This window comes from Allobosea sp. WAO, from assembly GCF_001509835.1.
Taxonomy (GTDB): domain Bacteria; phylum Pseudomonadota; class Alphaproteobacteria; order Rhizobiales; family Beijerinckiaceae; genus Allobosea.
On the sequence record NZ_JXTJ01000012.1, the window covers coordinates 18,738 to 35,170 of the forward strand.

At 67.5% G+C, this 16,433-nt stretch carries 17 protein-coding genes; 10 read left to right on the top strand and 7 right to left on the bottom strand.

Going from position 1 to position 16,433, the window contains the following annotated elements:
* The 3 genes from DK26_RS21650 to proB form a co-directional block, all read right to left on the bottom strand.
* Window positions 1-612 (bottom strand): nicotinate-nucleotide adenylyltransferase, encoded by a 612-nt coding sequence (locus DK26_RS21650; RefSeq protein ID WP_066476952.1) that lies wholly within the window; start codon window positions 610-612, stop codon window positions 1-3.
* The gene (locus DK26_RS21655; RefSeq protein WP_066477662.1) at window positions 609-1,850 is read right to left on the bottom strand and encodes a glutamate-5-semialdehyde dehydrogenase; all 1,242 of its coding nucleotides are present in this window, start codon (window positions 1,848-1,850) and stop codon (window positions 609-611) included. Before DK26_RS21655 ends, DK26_RS21650 begins: the two co-directional genes overlap by 4 nt.
* Before the next feature lie 62 nt (window positions 1,851-1,912).
* A complete protein-coding gene (gene proB, locus DK26_RS21660; RefSeq protein WP_248310068.1) occupies window positions 1,913-3,073 on the bottom strand; it encodes a glutamate 5-kinase in 1,161 nt (386 codons plus the stop codon).
* A gap of 511 nt (window positions 3,074-3,584) precedes the next feature.
* On the opposite strand from proB, the gene rpsU reads away from it, so the two are divergent.
* The 5 genes from rpsU (at window position 3,585) to DK26_RS21685 (ending at window position 7,754) form a co-directional block, all read left to right on the top strand.
* Window positions 3,585-3,848, top strand: coding sequence for a 30S ribosomal protein S21 (gene rpsU / locus DK26_RS21665; RefSeq protein ID WP_066476955.1), 264 nt, complete (start codon window positions 3,585-3,587; stop codon window positions 3,846-3,848).
* Between the two features lie 83 nt (window positions 3,849-3,931).
* Window positions 3,932-4,306, top strand: coding sequence for a DUF6481 family protein (locus DK26_RS29435; protein ID WP_066476958.1), 375 nt, complete (start codon window positions 3,932-3,934; stop codon window positions 4,304-4,306).
* Window positions 4,307-4,623: 317 nt separating this feature from the next.
* Window positions 4,624-5,739, top strand: a complete 1,116-nt coding sequence (locus DK26_RS21675) for a TRAP transporter substrate-binding protein (RefSeq protein WP_066476961.1) — start codon at window positions 4,624-4,626, stop codon at window positions 5,737-5,739.
* A gap of 90 nt (window positions 5,740-5,829) precedes the next feature.
* Window positions 5,830-6,423 carry a TRAP transporter small permease subunit gene (locus DK26_RS21680; protein ID WP_066476964.1) on the top strand — a complete coding sequence of 198 codons (594 nt, stop codon included), beginning with the start codon at window positions 5,830-5,832 and terminating at the stop codon, window positions 6,421-6,423.
* A gap of 11 nt (window positions 6,424-6,434) precedes the next feature.
* Window positions 6,435-7,754 (top strand): TRAP transporter large permease subunit, encoded by a 1,320-nt coding sequence (locus tag DK26_RS21685; protein ID WP_184231696.1) that lies wholly within the window; start codon window positions 6,435-6,437, stop codon window positions 7,752-7,754.
* Window positions 7,755-7,915: 161 nt separating this feature from the next.
* Here DK26_RS21685 and DK26_RS21690 read toward each other — a convergent pair whose 3' ends face one another.
* Window positions 7,916-8,440 carry a hypothetical protein gene (locus DK26_RS21690; RefSeq protein ID WP_066476969.1) on the bottom strand — a complete coding sequence of 175 codons (525 nt, stop codon included), beginning with the start codon at window positions 8,438-8,440 and terminating at the stop codon, window positions 7,916-7,918.
* A 212-nt stretch (window positions 8,441-8,652) separates the two neighbouring features.
* Here DK26_RS21690 and DK26_RS21695 point away from each other — a divergent pair, with 212 nt between their 5' ends.
* The gene (locus DK26_RS21695) at window positions 8,653-8,964 is read left to right on the top strand and encodes a hypothetical protein (RefSeq protein ID WP_083533451.1); all 312 of its coding nucleotides are present in this window, start codon (window positions 8,653-8,655) and stop codon (window positions 8,962-8,964) included.
* Between the two features lie 80 nt (window positions 8,965-9,044).
* Here the strand turns inward: DK26_RS21695 and DK26_RS21700 are convergent, their stop codons facing one another.
* A complete protein-coding gene (locus tag DK26_RS21700; RefSeq protein ID WP_066476971.1) occupies window positions 9,045-10,469 on the bottom strand; it encodes a M20 family metallopeptidase in 1,425 nt (474 codons plus the stop codon).
* Window positions 10,470-10,610: 141 nt separating this feature from the next.
* Here DK26_RS21700 and DK26_RS21705 point away from each other — a divergent pair, with 141 nt between their 5' ends.
* Window positions 10,611-11,765, top strand: a complete 1,155-nt coding sequence (locus DK26_RS21705) for a glycosyltransferase family 4 protein (protein WP_066476973.1) — start codon at window positions 10,611-10,613, stop codon at window positions 11,763-11,765.
* Window positions 11,762-12,430, top strand: a complete 669-nt coding sequence (locus DK26_RS21710; protein WP_066476975.1) for a methyltransferase — start codon at window positions 11,762-11,764, stop codon at window positions 12,428-12,430. Before DK26_RS21705 ends, DK26_RS21710 begins: the two co-directional genes overlap by 4 nt.
* Before the next feature lie 19 nt (window positions 12,431-12,449).
* Here the strand turns inward: DK26_RS21710 and DK26_RS21715 are convergent, their stop codons facing one another.
* Both DK26_RS21715 and DK26_RS21720 read right to left on the bottom strand, forming a co-directional pair.
* A complete protein-coding gene (locus DK26_RS21715; protein WP_066476981.1) occupies window positions 12,450-13,517 on the bottom strand; it encodes a patatin-like phospholipase family protein in 1,068 nt (355 codons plus the stop codon).
* Complete coding sequence (locus DK26_RS21720) at window positions 13,514-14,299, bottom strand: 3-hydroxybutyrate dehydrogenase (protein WP_066476983.1); 786 nt, start codon at window positions 14,297-14,299, stop codon at window positions 13,514-13,516. Before DK26_RS21720 ends, DK26_RS21715 begins: the two co-directional genes overlap by 4 nt.
* A 119-nt stretch (window positions 14,300-14,418) precedes the next feature.
* Between DK26_RS21720 and DK26_RS21725 the strand changes: the two genes are divergently transcribed.
* On the top strand, window positions 14,419-14,982 hold the full coding sequence (locus DK26_RS21725; protein ID WP_083533452.1) for a transcriptional repressor: 564 nt from the start codon (window positions 14,419-14,421) through the stop codon (window positions 14,980-14,982).
* Between the two features lie 147 nt (window positions 14,983-15,129).
* Window positions 15,130-16,341, top strand: coding sequence for a flavodoxin-dependent (E)-4-hydroxy-3-methylbut-2-enyl-diphosphate synthase (gene ispG / locus DK26_RS21730; RefSeq protein WP_248310083.1), 1,212 nt, complete (start codon window positions 15,130-15,132; stop codon window positions 16,339-16,341).
* Window positions 16,342-16,433: the final 92 nt, after the last annotated feature.

Genomic DNA, 16,433 nt, shown 5'->3' on the forward strand with positions numbered 1-16,433 from the left:
TCAATCGTTTTCGGCGTTTTCGCGCAATTGCGTCGAGGAAAGGTCCGAGCGCTTGCCGTGTAGGAAGATCCAGGCGGGAGGGGTGCGCACGGCGAGCGCGCCGCCCTGATTCTCGGGAAGCCGCCAGCGCGCCAGCCAGTTGCCGGCAGGCGAAGAGACCGAGCGATGGGTCGAGCCCGGCCTGTCGATCACGGCGATCGGCATCATCCTGGCGATGGTGCGCCACTCGTTCCAGCGGTGGAAGCTGGCGAGATTGTCGGAGCCCATAATCCAGACGAAACGCACGCCGGGGCAGCGCCGCTTCAGCGCGCGCAGCGTGTCGGCAGTATAACGGGTGCGCAGGTTGGCCTCGACGCCGGTAATGTGGATCCGGCCATGGTCGGCGAGGTTGCGGGCGAAGGCGATGCGCTCGGCCAGAGGCGGCAAGGCGCGGTTGTCCTTCAGCGGATTGCCGGGGCTCACCAGCCACCAGACGCGGTCGAGCTGGAGCCGGCGCAGCGCCGTCAGGCTCGCCATCCTGTGCCCGTCATGGGCCGGATTGAAGGAGCCGCCGAACAGGCCGATGCGCAGGCCGGGCGCGTAGGGCGGCAGGCGCAGATCATCGGTGCTCACGGGCGCGTCTGGCCCCGGCCGTGGACGCAGTATTTGAACGAGCAGAGCTGCTCGACGCCGACCGGGCCGCGCGCATGCATGCGGCCAGTGGCGATGCCGATCTCGGCGCCGAAGCCGAATTCGCCGCCATCGGCGAACTGGGTCGAGGCATTGTGCAGGACGATCGCCGAGTCGACCTCGGCGAGGAAGCGCCGCGCCGCCGCCTCGTCCTGGGCGACGATGGCGTCGGTGTGGTGGGAGCCGTAGCGCTCGATATGATCGATCGCCGCATCGAGGTTCGGAACGACCTTCGCCGCGATGATGCGGTCGAGATATTCGGTGCCCCAGTCCTCCTCGCTCGCCGGGGTGACCCGGGCGTCGGCCGTCTGGCAGACTGCATCGCCCCGCACCGCGCAGCCGGCGTCGAGCAGGGCGGCGAGCAGCGGCTTCAGATGCGTTGCGGCGCAGGCTTCGTCGACGAGCAACGTCTCCGCCGCGCCGCAGACGCCGGTGCGACGCAGCTTGGCGTTGAGCAGGATCTCCCGGGCCATGGCGAGATCGGCGGTGGCATGGACATAGACATGACAGTTGCCGTCGAGATGGGCGAAGACCGGCACGCGCGCATCGGACTGTACGCGCGCGACCAGGCTCTTGCCGCCGCGCGGCACGACGACGTCGACATTGCCGTCAAGCCCGGCAAGGATCTCGCCAACGGCGGAGCGGTCGCGGCTGGGCACGAGCTGGATCGCATCACGCGGCAGGCCGGCGGCGACAAGCCCGTCCTGCATCGCGGCAGCGATCTCGGTCGAGGTCCGGAAGCTGTCGGAGCCGGCGCGCAGGATCGCGACATTGCCGCTCTTGAGGCACAGGGCGCCGGCATCGGCGGTGACGTTCGGGCGGCTTTCGAAAATCACGGCGACGACGCCGAGCGGTGTCGCGACGCGTTCGAAAAACAGGCCGTTCGGCTGGGTCCAGCTCGCCAGCACTCGGCCGATCGGGTCAGGCAGGGCGGCGATGCCGGCGACGGCTTCGGCGATCGCCGCAAGGCGGGCTTCGTCGAGGGCGAGCCGGTCGAGATAGGCGTCGTTCTGGCCGGCGGCGCGGGCTTCGTCGAGATCCTGCCGGTTGGCGGCGAGGATGGCGTCCGAGCGGGCGCGCAGCGCCGCAGCGATGGCGCGCAGGGCCTCGTCGCGCTGTGCGCCGGTGGTTGTGCCGAGGTGGCGGGCGGCGGCGCGGGCGCGCCGGCCGAGCTCGCGCATCAAGGCCACGATCCCGCCGTTCTCGTTGCTCGCCTCAGGCGGGCGCGTCGCGCTCTTGCTGGTCATGATCCCGTCGTGCCCACTCGGTCGCCGCGATCGTAGCCGAGGCGTAGCGCCATGTCGTCCCGGTGAATCATCTCGGCCCGGCCGGGATAGCCCAGCACCGAAGCGATATCGCGGGAGGCCTTGCCGAGGACGCGTCCCGCCTCCTCGGCATCATAGGCGACCAGCCCGCGTCCGAGCTCGCTGCCGTCGCCGGCGCGGATGACCACGGCGTCGCCGCGGCTGAAATTGCCTTCGATCTGGGTGACGCCGACCGGCAGCAGGCTGGCGCCGCCGCGCAGCGCCCGGGCGGCACCTTCGTCGACGTGAAGCACGCCGCGCGGCTCGAGCGTGCCGGCGATCCAGGTCTTGCGCGCCGTTGCCGGCGTCGACCCGCTGAGGAACCATGTGCATCGACCGCCCTGCGCGACCTGGCGCAGCGGGTTCTTGCCGCGCCCGTCGGCGATCAGCATGTGAGCTCCGCCGGCGGTGGCGATCTTGCCGGCCTCTATCTTGGTGCGCATGCCGCCGCGCGAGAGTTCGGAGGCCGCGCCGCCGGCCATCGCCTCGATCGCGGGCGTGATCGCGGGCACGACCGGAATCAGCTGCGCAGTCGGGTCGGATTGCGGCGGGGCGGTGTAGAGCCCGTCGATATCCGAGAACAGCACGAGCAGGTCGGCGCCGGCCATGGTCGCGACGCGCGCCGCCAGCCGGTCATTGTCGCCATAGCGGATCTCGGAGGTGGCGACGGTGTCGTTCTCGTTGATCACCGGCACGGCGCGCAGGTCGAGCAGGCGGCCGAGCGTGGCGCGGGCGTTGAGGTAGCGCCGACGTTCCTCGGTATCGGCGAGGGTCAGCAGGACCTGCCCGGCGATCAGCCCGTGATGGCCGAGCGATTCGGCCCAGTTGCGGGCAAGGGCGATCTGGCCGATGGCAGCTGCCGCCTGGCTTTCCTCGAGCTTGAGGGCGCCCGCCGGCAGCTTGAGCACGGTGCGGCCGAGCGCGATCGCGCCCGAGGAGACGACGAGCACATCGGCGCCGCTGGCGTGCAGCTCGGCAAGGTCCTCCGCCAACGCCGCGAGCCAGGCATGGCGCAGCCGGCCGCCGGCGCGGTCGACGAGCAGGGAGGAGCCGACCTTGACGACGACGCGGCGGAACTGGCGAAGGGCGGGGATGCTCACGCGGATGGACCGGGCAGGACAGGGAAAGCGGGTACCGAGCGGTACCGTCTTGGCGAAATCGCGACGGTTGTAAAGCCGTACGACAGGCAGAGCGGGCGTTGCGAGCGGTGTTTGCGGGAGACGGCGCCGCGCGGGGCGCATGGCGGCCATCGGTATGCGCGACGGGTCGGTGGGCTCGGCTCTGGCGCTTTCGCGGCGGGCAGGCGCGAGCGCGGTTAGAGGGCTGGCTGCAGCGGTAAAGCAGAATAATGCAGCATTATCAAGTAATTGGATTTGTGGCGTCGGGTGCGTTACGGCCGGGCGGTCGCCGGCGCCGGTAGTCCCCGGATCGGGGATTGGCACGCGCCGGGCTGTCGGTCGGCAGACAAAATGCAGTGAAAAGGCGACTTATTGCCACTTATGGACACGGATGCACTGGCGCTTTGGGCCTCAGTCTGCTACCGCACCGCGCAGTTCGAGGGACTGCCGACTGCTTGGCCCCTCCCATTCAGTCCCTTGTCAGGAGAAATGCATGCAGGTTCTCGTGCGCGACAACAATGTCGACCAGGCCCTCCGAGTTCTGAAGAAGAAGATGCAGCGCGAGGGCGTGTTTCGCGAGATGAAGCGCCGGGCCGCCTATGAGAAGCCGTCGGAGCAGCGCGTCCGCGAGAAGGCCGACGCCATTCGTCGCGCTCGCAAGCTCGCCCGCAAGCAGGCTCAGCGCGAAGGCCTGATCGCCGCGCCGAAGCCGAAGGTTCTGAAGCCCCGCCCTGGCGTCGCAGCAGCCCCGCGTTGAGCTCAGTACCAAAGTCTGGCGATTTGCCGTAAGCGCAGCGCGCGGACGGCATCCTCGCCCGTACAGCAAAGAGAAGAGAAGCCTTGAAGAACCCGAACGACCGCCATTTCACCGATCGCCAGGCCAATTCCGCGAATGCGAAGAAGGCCCTGCTGGAGCGCTTCAAGAAGCGCCCCGGCCCGGATGATCCCGTGATGGTGCAGCGTCGGGCCGAAAGGCAGGCGATCGCCGATGCGCGCGCCGTGCGCGATGCCGAGAAGGAAGCGGCTCGTCTCGAGGCCGAGCGTCTCGCTGCGATCGAGCAGGCCGCTCGTGAGGAAGCCGAGCGGCTGGCCGAAATCGAGCGCGAGGCGATCCGCAAGGCCGAGCAGGCCAAGCGCGATGCCGAGCGTCCGCGCCGCGTGCTGCTCGAGGCCGTGCAGTACATGGAAATGCGAGTCGCCGGCAAACGCCGCTGAGTTAGCGCTGTCGCCGCAAGGGCGGCGAAATCTCGAGAGTTTCTTGATGAAAACCCGCCCGGCCATGCCGGGCGGGTTTTTTGCTCGGCGACGACTTTCCGTATTCCTTAGCGTCATCTTGATGGTGCGACGCGATAAAACATGCGCTTTCAGTGCTTTGTTTCCGTGCGGGAACAGCACTCATTCCCTTCTGCGCTCATTCCTTCGACTAATTGCCCCTTGCCAGATGCGCGGGGCCAATAAACTCTGGAAGCTGGCCAGCAGAGCCGCAAACAAATGCACGCCGGTCGAACGGCGCAGCTTCTGGGGAGAGAACTATGACTTCCGAACCGACGAAGACGCGCGCCAGCCGGCGCAACTTCCTCAAGGTCGCCGGGCTCGCGGGGGCTGGCGCCGTTGCCATGCCGCAGGTCAGCCGGGCGCAGACCGTGACCTGGAAATTCCAGTCGACCTGGCCGACCAAGGACATCTTCCACGAATTCGCCGGCGACTTCGCCAAGCGCGTCAATGACATGTCCGGCGGCCGGCTGAAGATGGACGTGCTCGCCGCCGGCGCCGTCGTGCCGGCCTTCCAGATGCAGGACGCGGTCGCGGCCGGCATCCTCGACGGCGGCCACGGCGTCTCCGCCTATTGGTACGGCAAGAACAAGGCCTTCTCGCTGTTCGGCACACCGCCGGCGCTGGGTTGGGACGCCACCAACTTCCTCGGCTGGATGAACTATGGCGGCGGCTACGATCTCTACAACGACCTCGTCCAGAACCAGCTCAAGCTGAATCTGGTCGGCTTCTTCTCCGGGCCGATGCCGTGCCAGCCGCTCGGCTGGTTCAAGAAGGAGCTGAAGACCGCTGACGACTTCAAGGGGCTGAAATACCGCACCGTCGGCCTCGCCGCCGATCTGAAGCGCGAAATGGGCGCCGCGGTCACCATCCTCGCCGGCGGCGAGATCGTGCCGGCGCTGGAGCGCGGCGTGATCGACGGGGCGGAGTTCAACAACCCGTCCTCCGACTCGATCCTCGGCTTCCAGGACGTCGCCAAGGTCTACATGCTGCAGAGCTACCATCAGGCGGCGGAAAGCTTCGAGCTGCTCTTCAACAAGACCAAGTTCGATGCGCTCGCTCCTGAGCTCAAGGCGATGGTGAAGTTCGCGGCGGAGTCAGCGTCCTCGGACATGAACTGGAAGGCGCTCGACCGCTATTCCAAGGATATCGAGGCCTTGCGCGCCAAGGGCGTCAATGTCGTCGCGACGCCGGAGGCGATCCTGAAGGCGCAGCTCGCGGCCTGGGACAAGGTTCTGGAGAAGCTCGGCGGGGAAAGCCCCTTCTTCAAGAAGGTGGTGGATTCGCAGAAGGACTGGGTCAAGCGCACCGTTTCCTACCAGAGGCTCAACGAGCCCTCGCGCGAGCTCGCCTTCAACCACTTCTTCAAGACCTGATCAGGTCCGCTCGATGAAGATCCGCTCGCCATCCCTTGCGATGGCGGGCGTTCTGCGCCCTCGATTCCAAGCAGCAGGCAGCGGATACGCATGGGACTGATCCTCGCGATCGACAAGGTGAACACCGCCATCGGCAAGCTCGCCGGCTGGACCATCCTGATCCTGACCCTGGCGATCAGCTACGAGGTCTTCGCGCGCTACGTGCTGCGCGCGCCGACCGAATGGGCCTTCGACGTCAGCTACATCCTCTACGGCACGCTGTTCATGCTGGCCGGGCCCTATGCGCTTGCCCGTAACGCCCATGTCCGCGGCGACTTCCTCTACCGGCAGTGGGCGCCGCGCACGCAGGCGCGGCTCGATCTGGCGCTCTACTTCATCTTCTTCTTCCCCGGCATCATCGCGCTGGCCTGGGCCGGCTACAAGTTCGCAGCCTTCTCTTGGATGATTGGCGAGCACTCCTCGAATTCGCCGAACGGCCCGCCGCTCTACCATTTCAAGTCGCTGATCCCGATCGCCGGCGTGCTGATGACGGTGCAGGGCCTGGCGGAGGTCGCTCGCTGCGTCATCTGCCTGCGCACCGGCGAATGGCCGCCGCGGCTGCACGATGTCGAGGAAACCGAAAAGCTCATTCTCGAACAGGCTGCGGCCGCGCAGGGCGCGCCCGAAGCCGGGAAAGCGATCTGATGCTGCTTGGCATGGGTAATCCCGAACTGGGCGTGCTGATGCTCGTCCTGTTCATCGTCTTCATCATGCTCGGCTTCCCGATCGCCTTCACGCTGATGGCTCTCGGTGTCGGCTTTGGCTACTGGGCGATGGGCGACACGGTGTTCAACCTCGTGGTCCAGCGCACCTATTCGGTGATGGCCAACGACGTCCTGGTCTCGATCCCGCTCTTCATCTTCATGGGCTACATCATCGAGCGGGCGAACATCCTCGACAAATTGTTCCTCTCGATCCAGCTCGCGCTCGGCAATGTTCCGGGCTCACTTGCCATCGCGACGCTCGCGACCTGCGCGATCTTCGCGACCGCGACCGGCATCGTCGGGGCGGTGGTGACGCTGATGGGCCTGCTCGCCTTCCCGGCGATGCTGCGGGCGGGCTACGACGTCAAGCTCTCGGCCGGCGTGGTCTGCGCTGGCGGCTGCCTCGGCATCCTGATCCCGCCCTCGGTGATGCTGATCCTCTATGGCGCCACGGCGGGCGTCTCGGTGCCCAAGCTCTATGCCGGCGCGCTTTTCCCTGGGCTGCTGCTGGCGGGCATGTACATGCTCTATGTGCTGATCCGCTGCTGGCTGAACCCAGCGCTGGCGCCGAAGCTGCCGAAGGAGCAGACCGACGTGCCCTGGACCACGGTGGCCTGGGCGCTGGCGACCAGCTTCTTCCCGCTGACCCTGCTGATCATGTCGGTGCTGGGCGCGATCTTCTTCGGCATCGCGACGCCGACCGAGGCCGCCGCCGTCGGCTCGCTCGGCAGCCTGATCCTGGCGGCGGCCTATCGCTCGCTGACCTTCGGCAAGGTCAAGGAGTCCGTGATCCTGACGGCGCGGACCTCTGCGATGGTCTGCTGGCTCTTCGTCGGCTCCTTCATCTTCTCGTCGATCTTCGCCATCCTCGGTGGTCATGAGCCGATCAAGAATCTGGTCACGGCGCTGAACCTGTCGCCGACCATGTTCCTGATCGTCGCGCAGATCATCATCTTCATCCTCGGCTGGCCGCTGGAATGGACCGAGATCATCGTGATCTTCGTGCCGATCTTCCTGCCGCTGCTGGAGTTCTTCAAGATCGATCCGCTGTTCTTCGGCATCCTGATCGCCCTGAACATCCAGACCTCGTTCCTGTCGCCGCCGGTTGCGATGGCGCCGTTCTACCTCAAGGGCATCGCGCCGCCGCATGTGACGATCAATCAGATCTTCTCCGGCGTGATGCCCTATTTGGCGATCGTGCTGTTCGCGATGGTGGTGGTCTATGTCTTCCCGGGGATCGCGCTCTGGCTGCCGAAATATCTCTACGGCTAGAGTTTCAGCTGTTCGAGAATTCTCAGCCCTCATCCTGAGGAGCGCTCCGCAGGAGCGCGTCTCGAAGGATGCTCCAGAAGGTTTGGGAGCATCCTGAAACATCCTTCGAGACGCCGCTACGCGGCTCCTCAGGATGAGGGCTGAGGTCGCTGTCTCGAGGCCTACTCCTCCGCGCGGAGGTCCTGGCCGCAGCGGAAGCCGGGCGCCTTCTCGTCGGCAAGGCGACGGGCGGCGGCATTGGCATCGCGGGCCCGGCCGTCGACGCTGCCGATGATGCAGGAGACGCCGTCGGCGCCGAGCCGGTAGACGACGAGCCGGCTGCCGTCGAGCTTGCCGATATTCCGGCCAGTGGCATAGCGCAGGATCGCGGCCTGAGGCCGCCCGCCTTTCGGGCCGCGCCATTCGATTGTCCGGCCGGCCTCGAAGAAGCTCGCCTTGTCCGAGATCGGCTCGGCGATCGGCTTGGTGCTGAAATCGACCGAGGCCGAATCGTCGCCGGCCGTCCAGATCACCGGAATGCCGGCCTTGCCGGCGCAGCGATGCACCGAGACGCCCTGGTCGTCCGGCTTCGTCTTGCGGCACTTGGCGTAGTCATGGGTGGTGTAGCTGCTGGTCCAGTCCTCCGCCGCGGCGCTGCCGCCGGCCAGGGCAAGGCAGAATCCGAATGCGATCGTCCTCATCGGCATGGCGAGGCCTTTTTCCGCGGTGCTGCCTCGCATCAAACGCCACCGATCGCGGAAAACAAGCCGGGATGGCCGGGTCTTGGGCCGCCTTCGTGGCGAGGCAGGTGGAGGTTCTGGATTCTTTTTTCGGGGGTGCCGGCGATTCCGGTTCAGCGGGGGACAAGACCGGGACATGGCGAATGGTTCGCCACCCGGCTACCCATCGGAGAACGAACATGACCCGCACCAAGAAGAGCTTCGCCGCTGCCGTCGCCGCCCTGGCGCTGGGCGCTTCCGTTTTCGCCGCCTCTGATGCCGAAGCCCGCCCGCGCTATCGCGGCGCCGCCATCGGAGCCGGCATCGTCGGTGCGCTCGCCGTCGGCGCACTCGCCGCTGCGGCTGCCAGCCCCGCCTATGGTTACGGCTATGGCTACGGTTACGAGCCGGCCTATGCCTACGGCCCGGTGCGCCGCTGCCATCTGGTCGACCGGGTCAACTATTACGGCGACGTCATCGGCACCCGCCGCGTCTGCCGCACCTATTACTGAGCTTTCCCGAGGCCGTCCTCCCCGGCCGAACTCAAAGGCCCGCCAGAAGGCGGGCCCTTTTTTTCGTGTCGCTGTCTCGTTCAGCCGCCGGTCGACATGGCCAGCGGCGGCTTCACCTCGGCCGGGATCGGCGAGACATAGCCGCCATCAGCGGCGACGCGCTTCTGGAAGTCGGCCTTGGCCGCCGCCATCAGGGCGGGGTCGGTCAGCACGGCGGCGCCGGTCGCGGCCATCGCCTTGGCGACCTGAACCATCGCCTTGTGCGCGGCCGGCGTCTTGCCCTGCGCCACCACCTGCCAGGTGTGGAACGGCGTGCCGATCGCGACCGTCGGCGCGTGGGCCTGCACGGTCGGCACGACCCAGCTGACGTCGCCGACATCGGTCGAGCCGATCGCCGGGTTGCGCGGGGCGTCGAGCGGCACGGTGAAGTCGGCGAGCGCCGCATCGGTCTTGGGCATGCCGATCGAGCGCCAGAGCGCGTCGATGTCCTTCTGGGTCAGCGTCTCGCGGATCTTGCGCGCGAACTCCTGGTCGGCCTCGTCGAAATGCGGCGGGCCGAGATCTTCCATGATGCCCTGCAGGGCGCTCTCCAGCGGGCCGTTGCCGACGACGTTGGAGACGGCGCTGACGATCTTCACCTCGACCTTGGTCTCGGTCATCAGCGCGGCGCCCTCGGCGATCTTCTTCACGCGGCCTACGAGTTCGAGCATGCCGGGCAGGTCGCGGGCGCGGATCGAATAGCGCACGCGGGCATGGGCCTGGACGACGTTCGGGGCGATGCCGCCGGTGTCGAGCAGGGCATAGTGGACGCGCGCATCGCTCGGCATGTGCTCGCGCATGTAGTTGACGCCGACATTCATCAGCTCGACGGCGTCGAGCGCGCTGCGGCCGAGCTCAGGCGAGGCGGCGGCGTGCGAGGTGCGGCCGGTGAAGGTGAAGTCGGCGCGGGTATTGGCGAGCGAGAGCGGCGGCGTCACCTCCCAGAAGCTGTTCGGATGCCAGGAGATCGCGATATCGGCATCCTTGAAGGCGCCGGCGCGAACCATGAAGGCCTTGGCGGCGCCGCCTTCCTCGGCCGGGCAGCCATAATAGCGCACGCGGCCGGGCAGCTTGTTCTCTGCGAGCCAGTTCTTCATCGCGGTTGCTGCCAGCAGGGCGGCCGAACCAAGCAGGTTGTGGCCGCAGCCATGGCCGTGGCCGCCGGCCTCGACCTCGCGATGCTCGGCGACGCCGGCCTCCTGGCTGAGGCCCGGCAGCGCGTCGTACTCGCCGAGGAAGGCGATGACCGGGCCGCCTTCGCCGGCCTCGCCGATCACTGCGGTCGGAATGTCGGCGACATTCTCGGTGATCCGGAAGCCCTGGTGCTTCAGTTCGGCGACATGCTCGGCGACCGAGCGCTTCTCGGTGTAGCAGACTTCCGGAATCGCCCAGACCCGGTCGCTGAGTTCGATGAAGCGCTCCTTGCTGGCGTCGACATGGCGCCAGAGATCGTTGCGGTTGTCCATTTCTACGTCCCGTGTTGGGTGAGCTTTCGGCCCCTTCTCGCAAGCGTGGGGCCTCGCGTCCAGCAACCGGAGGGCATGGCGGCCCTGCCTGAGTCTATCCTTGGTGCTTGATTTTCGGGTCGGCATCAGCCTGATGCGCGCATGGCCCGCCGCAAGCTTCTCTTCGTCGCCACCGAGGACTGGTTCTTCGCCTCGCACTTCCTGCCGATGGCGCGGGCGGCGCGCGAACTCGGCTTCGATGTCGCCGTGATCGCCCGCGAGCGCCAGCACCGGCGCGTGATCGAAGCGGTCGGCGCAAGGCTGATCGCGCTCGAAGCCGAGCGCCGCAGCCTCTCGCCCAAGGCGCTCTACCGGCAGGTCGCGGCGCTGAAGCGGCTGATCGTCGCCGAGAAGCCCGACATCCTGCATTGCATCGCGCTGAAGCCGATTGCGCTCGCAGGGCTTGCCGGGAAACTCGCCGGGGTCGAGCGACGCGTCTACGCGCTGACCGGGCTAGGCTTCCTCGGCGCCCGCGAGGGCTTTCCGGCGCAGGCGGCGCGACTGGCGGCGCGGCTCTGGCTGCGTGAGGCGATCGACGGGCCGCTGGTCCGTTTCCTGTTCGAGAACCCCGATGATCCGGTGATGCTGGGCCTCGATCCGGCCGATGCTACCAAGGTCGCGATCGTAGGCGGCGCCGGCGTCGACCCGCTGATCCTGATGCCGGAGCCGATGCCGCCGCAGCCGCCGCTCAAGGTCGCCGTCGTCGCGCGCATGCTCTGGTCGAAGGGCGCCGATCTCGCCGTCGAGGCGGTGACGCTGGCGCGCAAGCAGGGCGCGCGCATCGAACTCACGCTTTACGGCGCACCCGATCCCTCCAATCCCAAAGCGGTGCCGGAAGCGACCTTGCGGGAATGGTCGTCGCGGCCCGGCATCAAATGGGCCGGGCCGACGCGCGATATCGAGGGCGTCTGGCGCGCGCATCAGCTCTGCTGCCTGCCTTCGCGCGGCGGCGAAGGCCTGCCGCGCAGCCTGCTGGAGGGGGCGGCCTGCGGCCGGGCGCTCTTGACCACCGATGTGCCCGGCTGCCGCTCGTTCGTGCGGGATGGGCAGGATGGCTTCGTCGTTCCGGCCAATGACGTCGCGGCTTTGACGAAGGCGCTGATGACGCTCGCCGGCTCGCCCGGCATGGTCGAGCGCATGGGAGTGAGCGCGCGCGAGCGGCTGCTCGCCGGCTATACCGAGCGCGATGTGATGGAGGGGGTCAAGGCGCTCTATCGCGGCCTGCTCGGCCAGCCCCAGGCGGATGTCGTCGCATGAGCGAGGCGCTGGCGACGGCGGACAGGCTCGGCTTCATCCGGGCCCATACGCGCCTCCTGCCGGTGCCGCATGCGCCGGAGATCTCGCTGCATGTCGCCGAGGAAGCGACGGAGCTTTGGCAGAAGACCGAGGAGGAGCTCGCGACGATCGGCCTGCCGCCGCCTTTCTGGGCTTTCGCCTGGGCCGGTGGGCAGGCTCTTGCCCGCTATGTGCTCGACCATCCGGAGACGGTGCGCGGCCGGCGCGTGCTCGATTTCGCCAGCGGCTCCGGGCTTGTCGCCATCGCTGCGGCGAAGGCCGGCGCGGCCCATGTGGCGGCGGCCGATATCGACGCGTTCGCGGCCGCCGCGATCGGTCTCAACGCCGAGGCGAACGGGGTTTCGGTCGTGCCACGGCGCGAGGACCTGATCGGCCGGGACGAGGGCTGGGACACGGTGCTCGCGGGCGACATCTGCTATGAGCGCGAGCTTGCCGGGCAGGTGATCGACTGGCTGACGGCGCTCGCCGGACGCGGTGCGCAGGTGCTGATCGGCGATCCCGGCCGCAGCTACCTGCCCAAGGACCGGCTCATCGAGGTCGCGACCTACCAGGTGCCGGTGACGCGGGCACTGGAGGATGCCGAGATCAAGAAGAGTTCGGTGTGGCGGCTGGGCGGAGCGCCGTGACGGCGCTGCCGCTCAGCTTTCAGTCGATCGCGTCCTTGAGATCGACCGTGCCCTGCTTGCCGATCGCGTCGTAATTGCGCTTGAGCCAGCGCTTGGCAGCATTGCGCCCCATATCACGCAGGCGCAGCAGGAAATCCCATTCGGCCCGAAGGCGCGAGGAGCTGGTGAGCTGGGCCAGAGGCGCGCCGCCATCGATCCGGTGCATCAGCACGCGCTTGTAGTCGGCGGTCGAGAGCTTGCCGGCATCGATCAGGCGGTTGACGAAGGCAATGGCGCGCAATTCGCGCAGGAGCGAGGCGTTGAAGGTGATCTCGTTCAGCCGGTCCTGGATGGCGCGGGCATTGGTCGGCAATTCCTTGCGCTCCAGCGGATTGATCTGGACCAGCAGGATATCGTCGCCCTGCGCCTCGTAGAACAGAGGATAGAGCGCCGGATTGCCCATATAGCCGCCATCCCAATAGGCCTGCCCGTCGATCTCCACGGCCTGGAACAGCATCGGCAGGCAAGCCGAGGCCATCAGATGGTCGGCGGTGAGTTCCTGGCGGGTGAAGACCCTGATCTTGCCGGTACGGACATTGGTCGCGGCGATGAACAGGTTGACGTCGGCGCAGCCGCGCACCTTGTCGAAGTCGATCAGGTCCGAGATCACCCCACGCAGGGGATTGATGTTGAGCGGGTTGACGTCATAGGGGCTCGCCATCTTCGAGAACATCTCGAACCAGATCAGGCCGGGCGGGTGGCCATTGCTCCAGGCGCCCAGCATGGTGTCGATCAGCGAGCGCTCGGAGCCGCCATATTTGCCGTCGACGCTGATCCGGCGCCAGAAATTCTCCAGCGCCGTGCGGGCGCCGTCGGCTCCGCCATCGAGCCAGCCCTCGGCCAGCACGACGGCATTCATCGCGCCGGCGCTGGCGCCGGTCATCGCTTCGATCGCGATCCGGCCATCGGCGAGGATCGCGTCGAGCACGCCCCAGGTGAAGGCGCCATGGGCGCCGCCACCTTGCAGAGCGAGATTGACCGACTTCTCCGCCTTCGGCCCGGCAAGGCCCTTGACCTGCGGGACGCGGCGCTGGCGGCGGCCGGTCACGCGGCGGTCCAGCCGCCGTCCATCGGCAGGGTCGTGCCGGTGATCGATTTCGCCGAGTCGGTGCAGAGGAAGACGGCGAGCGCCGCGACCTGCTCGACGGTGACGAATTGCTTGGTCGGCTGGGCCAGCAGCAGCACGTCGTTGATGACCTGCTCCTTGGTGAGATTGCGCGCCTTCATCGTGTCGGGGATCTGCTTCTCGACCAGCGGCGTCCAGACATAGCCGGGGGCGATCGCGTTGACGGTGATGCCATGGGTCGCAACCTCGAGCGCCACCGTCTTGGTGAAGCCGGCGATGCCGTGCTTGGCGGCGACATAGGCCGACTTGAACGGCGAGGCGACGAAAGCGTGGGCGGAGGCGGTGTTGATGATCCGGCCCCAGCCCTTCTGCTTCATCTTCGGCAGGGCGGCGCGGGTGGCGTGGAAGGCCGAGGACAGGTTGATCGCGATGATCTGGTCCCATTTCTCGAGCGGGAACTCGTCGACCGGTGCGACATGCTGGATTCCGGCATTGTTGACGAGGATGTCGATGGCTCCGAATTCGGTCTCGGCCTCGGCGACCATGGCGGCGATCTCGTCGGGCTTCATCATGTTGGCGGCCGAGTAGCGCGCCTTGACCTTGAACTCGGTCTCGATGCCCGCTCGTTCCTTCTCGATCGCGTCGGCATCGCCGAAACCGTTGATCACGACATTGGCGCCTTCCGCCGCGAGCGCGCGGGCGTAGGCGAGGCCGATGCCGGAGGTGGAGCCGGTGACGAGCGCGGTGCGGTCTTTGAGGAACATTGCGGGCAGCTCCTGACATTCTGCGGGGAATTGCTTAGCTTACAGGCGGCGAGGGCGGCCGCGCCAGCCGGGGCGGCCGCGGTCGCCCAACGCTGCCCGATGTGATATTGCAACGCAACATGACGAAAATGCAGCCAGACGCGCACCACCATGGCGACGACCATGGCCATCTGCACGCCGATGAGCGCGGCCATGCGCACGGCCTGTGCCAGCACGCCCATGACCACGCCGATCAGGCCGAGGCCGGGCTGGCACGGGCGGAAGCCGTCTGCAGCGAGCGCGGCCTTAGATTGACGCCGATCCGGCGCAAGACGCTGGAGGCGCTCTATGCCGACCACCGCCCGGTCGGCGCCTATGATCTTGCCGACCGGATCTCGCCGCCCGGCGGGCGCAGGCTGGCGCCGATCTCGATCTATCGCGCCCTCGACTTCCTGGTCGAGCAGGGCTTCGTCCACCGCTTAAGCTCGCGCAATGCCTTCATCGCCTGCCCGCACGGGCACGGCGCCGACGAGGCCGTCGCCTTCCTGATCTGCGAGGTCTGCGGCGGGGTCGACGAGGACGCTTCGCCGGCGATGCGCAGCGCGATTCGCGGCATGGCGCAGGCCAGGCAGTTCAAGACCTCGTACCAGGTGGTCGAGATCGTCGGGCGCTGCGAACATTGCCGTAATGCCGAGGCAGCTTGACGATCTCCCCGCAAGGGCGCAGTTCAGCCGGTGCGAACCGTTACCGGCCCTGAAATCCGGACCTCTTTCATGACCGAGCCGCTACAGATCTGCCTGCCCGAAGGTCCGCAAGCCGCACCCGCACCCCGGGCGGGCACGGTCCCGGTCATGGTCGGGCACGTCAAGGTCGGCGGCGGCGCGCCGATCGTCGTGCAGTCGATGACCAATACCGACACTGCCGACATCGCGGCGACCGTCGGCCAGGTCGCGGCGCTGGCGCGGGCAGGCTCCGAACTCGTGCGCATCACCGTCGACCGCGACGAGGCGGCGGCGGCTGTGCCGTATATCCGCGAGCGGCTCGACATTCTCGGCATCGACGTGCCGCTGATCGGCGATTTCCACTATATCGGCCACAAGCTGCTCGCCGATCATCCCGCCTGTGCGCAGGCGCTAGCGAAGTACCGGATCAACCCCGGCAATGTCGGCTTCAAGGACAAGAAGGACAGGCAGTTCGGCCAGATCGTCGAACTCGCGATCAAGCACGGCAAGAGCGTGCGCATCGGCGCCAATTGGGGCTCGCTCGACCAGGAGCTGCTGACCGGGCTGATGGACATCAATGCACGGTCGCCCCGGCCGATCGATGCGCGCGCAGTGATGCGCGAGGCGATGGTGCGTTCGGCGCTGTTCTCGGCGGAGCGAGCCGAGGAGATCGGGCTCGGGCGCGACCGGATCATCCTTTCGGCCAAGGTCTCGGGCGTTCAGGACCTGATCGCGGTCTACCGGATGCTGGCCTCGCGCGGCGACTACGCCATCCATCTCGGGCTGACCGAGGCGGGCATGGGCTCGAAGGGCCTCGTCGCCTCCTCGGCGGCGCTCGGCGTGCTGCTGCAGGACGGTATCGGCGACACCATCCGGTTCTCACTGACACCGGAACCGGGCGGCGACCGTACGCTCGAGGTCAAGGCCTCGCAGGAACTGCTGCAGACCATGGGCTTTCGGGCCTTCGTGCCGCAGGTCGCGGCCTGCCCAGGCTGCGGGCGCACCACTTCGACCGTGTTCCAGGAGTTGGCGCGCGACATCCAGGACTGGATCGCCGCGTCGATGCCGGACTGGAAGCTGCGCTATCCCGGCGTCGAGCAACTCAACGTCGCGGTGATGGGCTGCATCGTCAACGGCCCCGGCGAGTCCAAGCATGCCGATATCGGCATCTCGCTGCCCGGCACCGGCGAAGCGCCGACGGCGCCAGTCTTCGTCGACGGCAAGAAGGTCACGACGCTTCGCGGCGCGCATATCGCGGCCGAATTCAAGACGATGGTCGACGAGTATATCGGCCGGCGCTTCGGGCAGGCCTATGAGCTGCGCGCCAAGGCGGCGGAGTAGCCGCGGACGGCCTGTGGCTTTGCTGCGCTTGTACCTATGCGCGCGATAAGGGCTGTGCTAGAGGCCCCGGCCTTTCGCTGCGTCGCAGCACC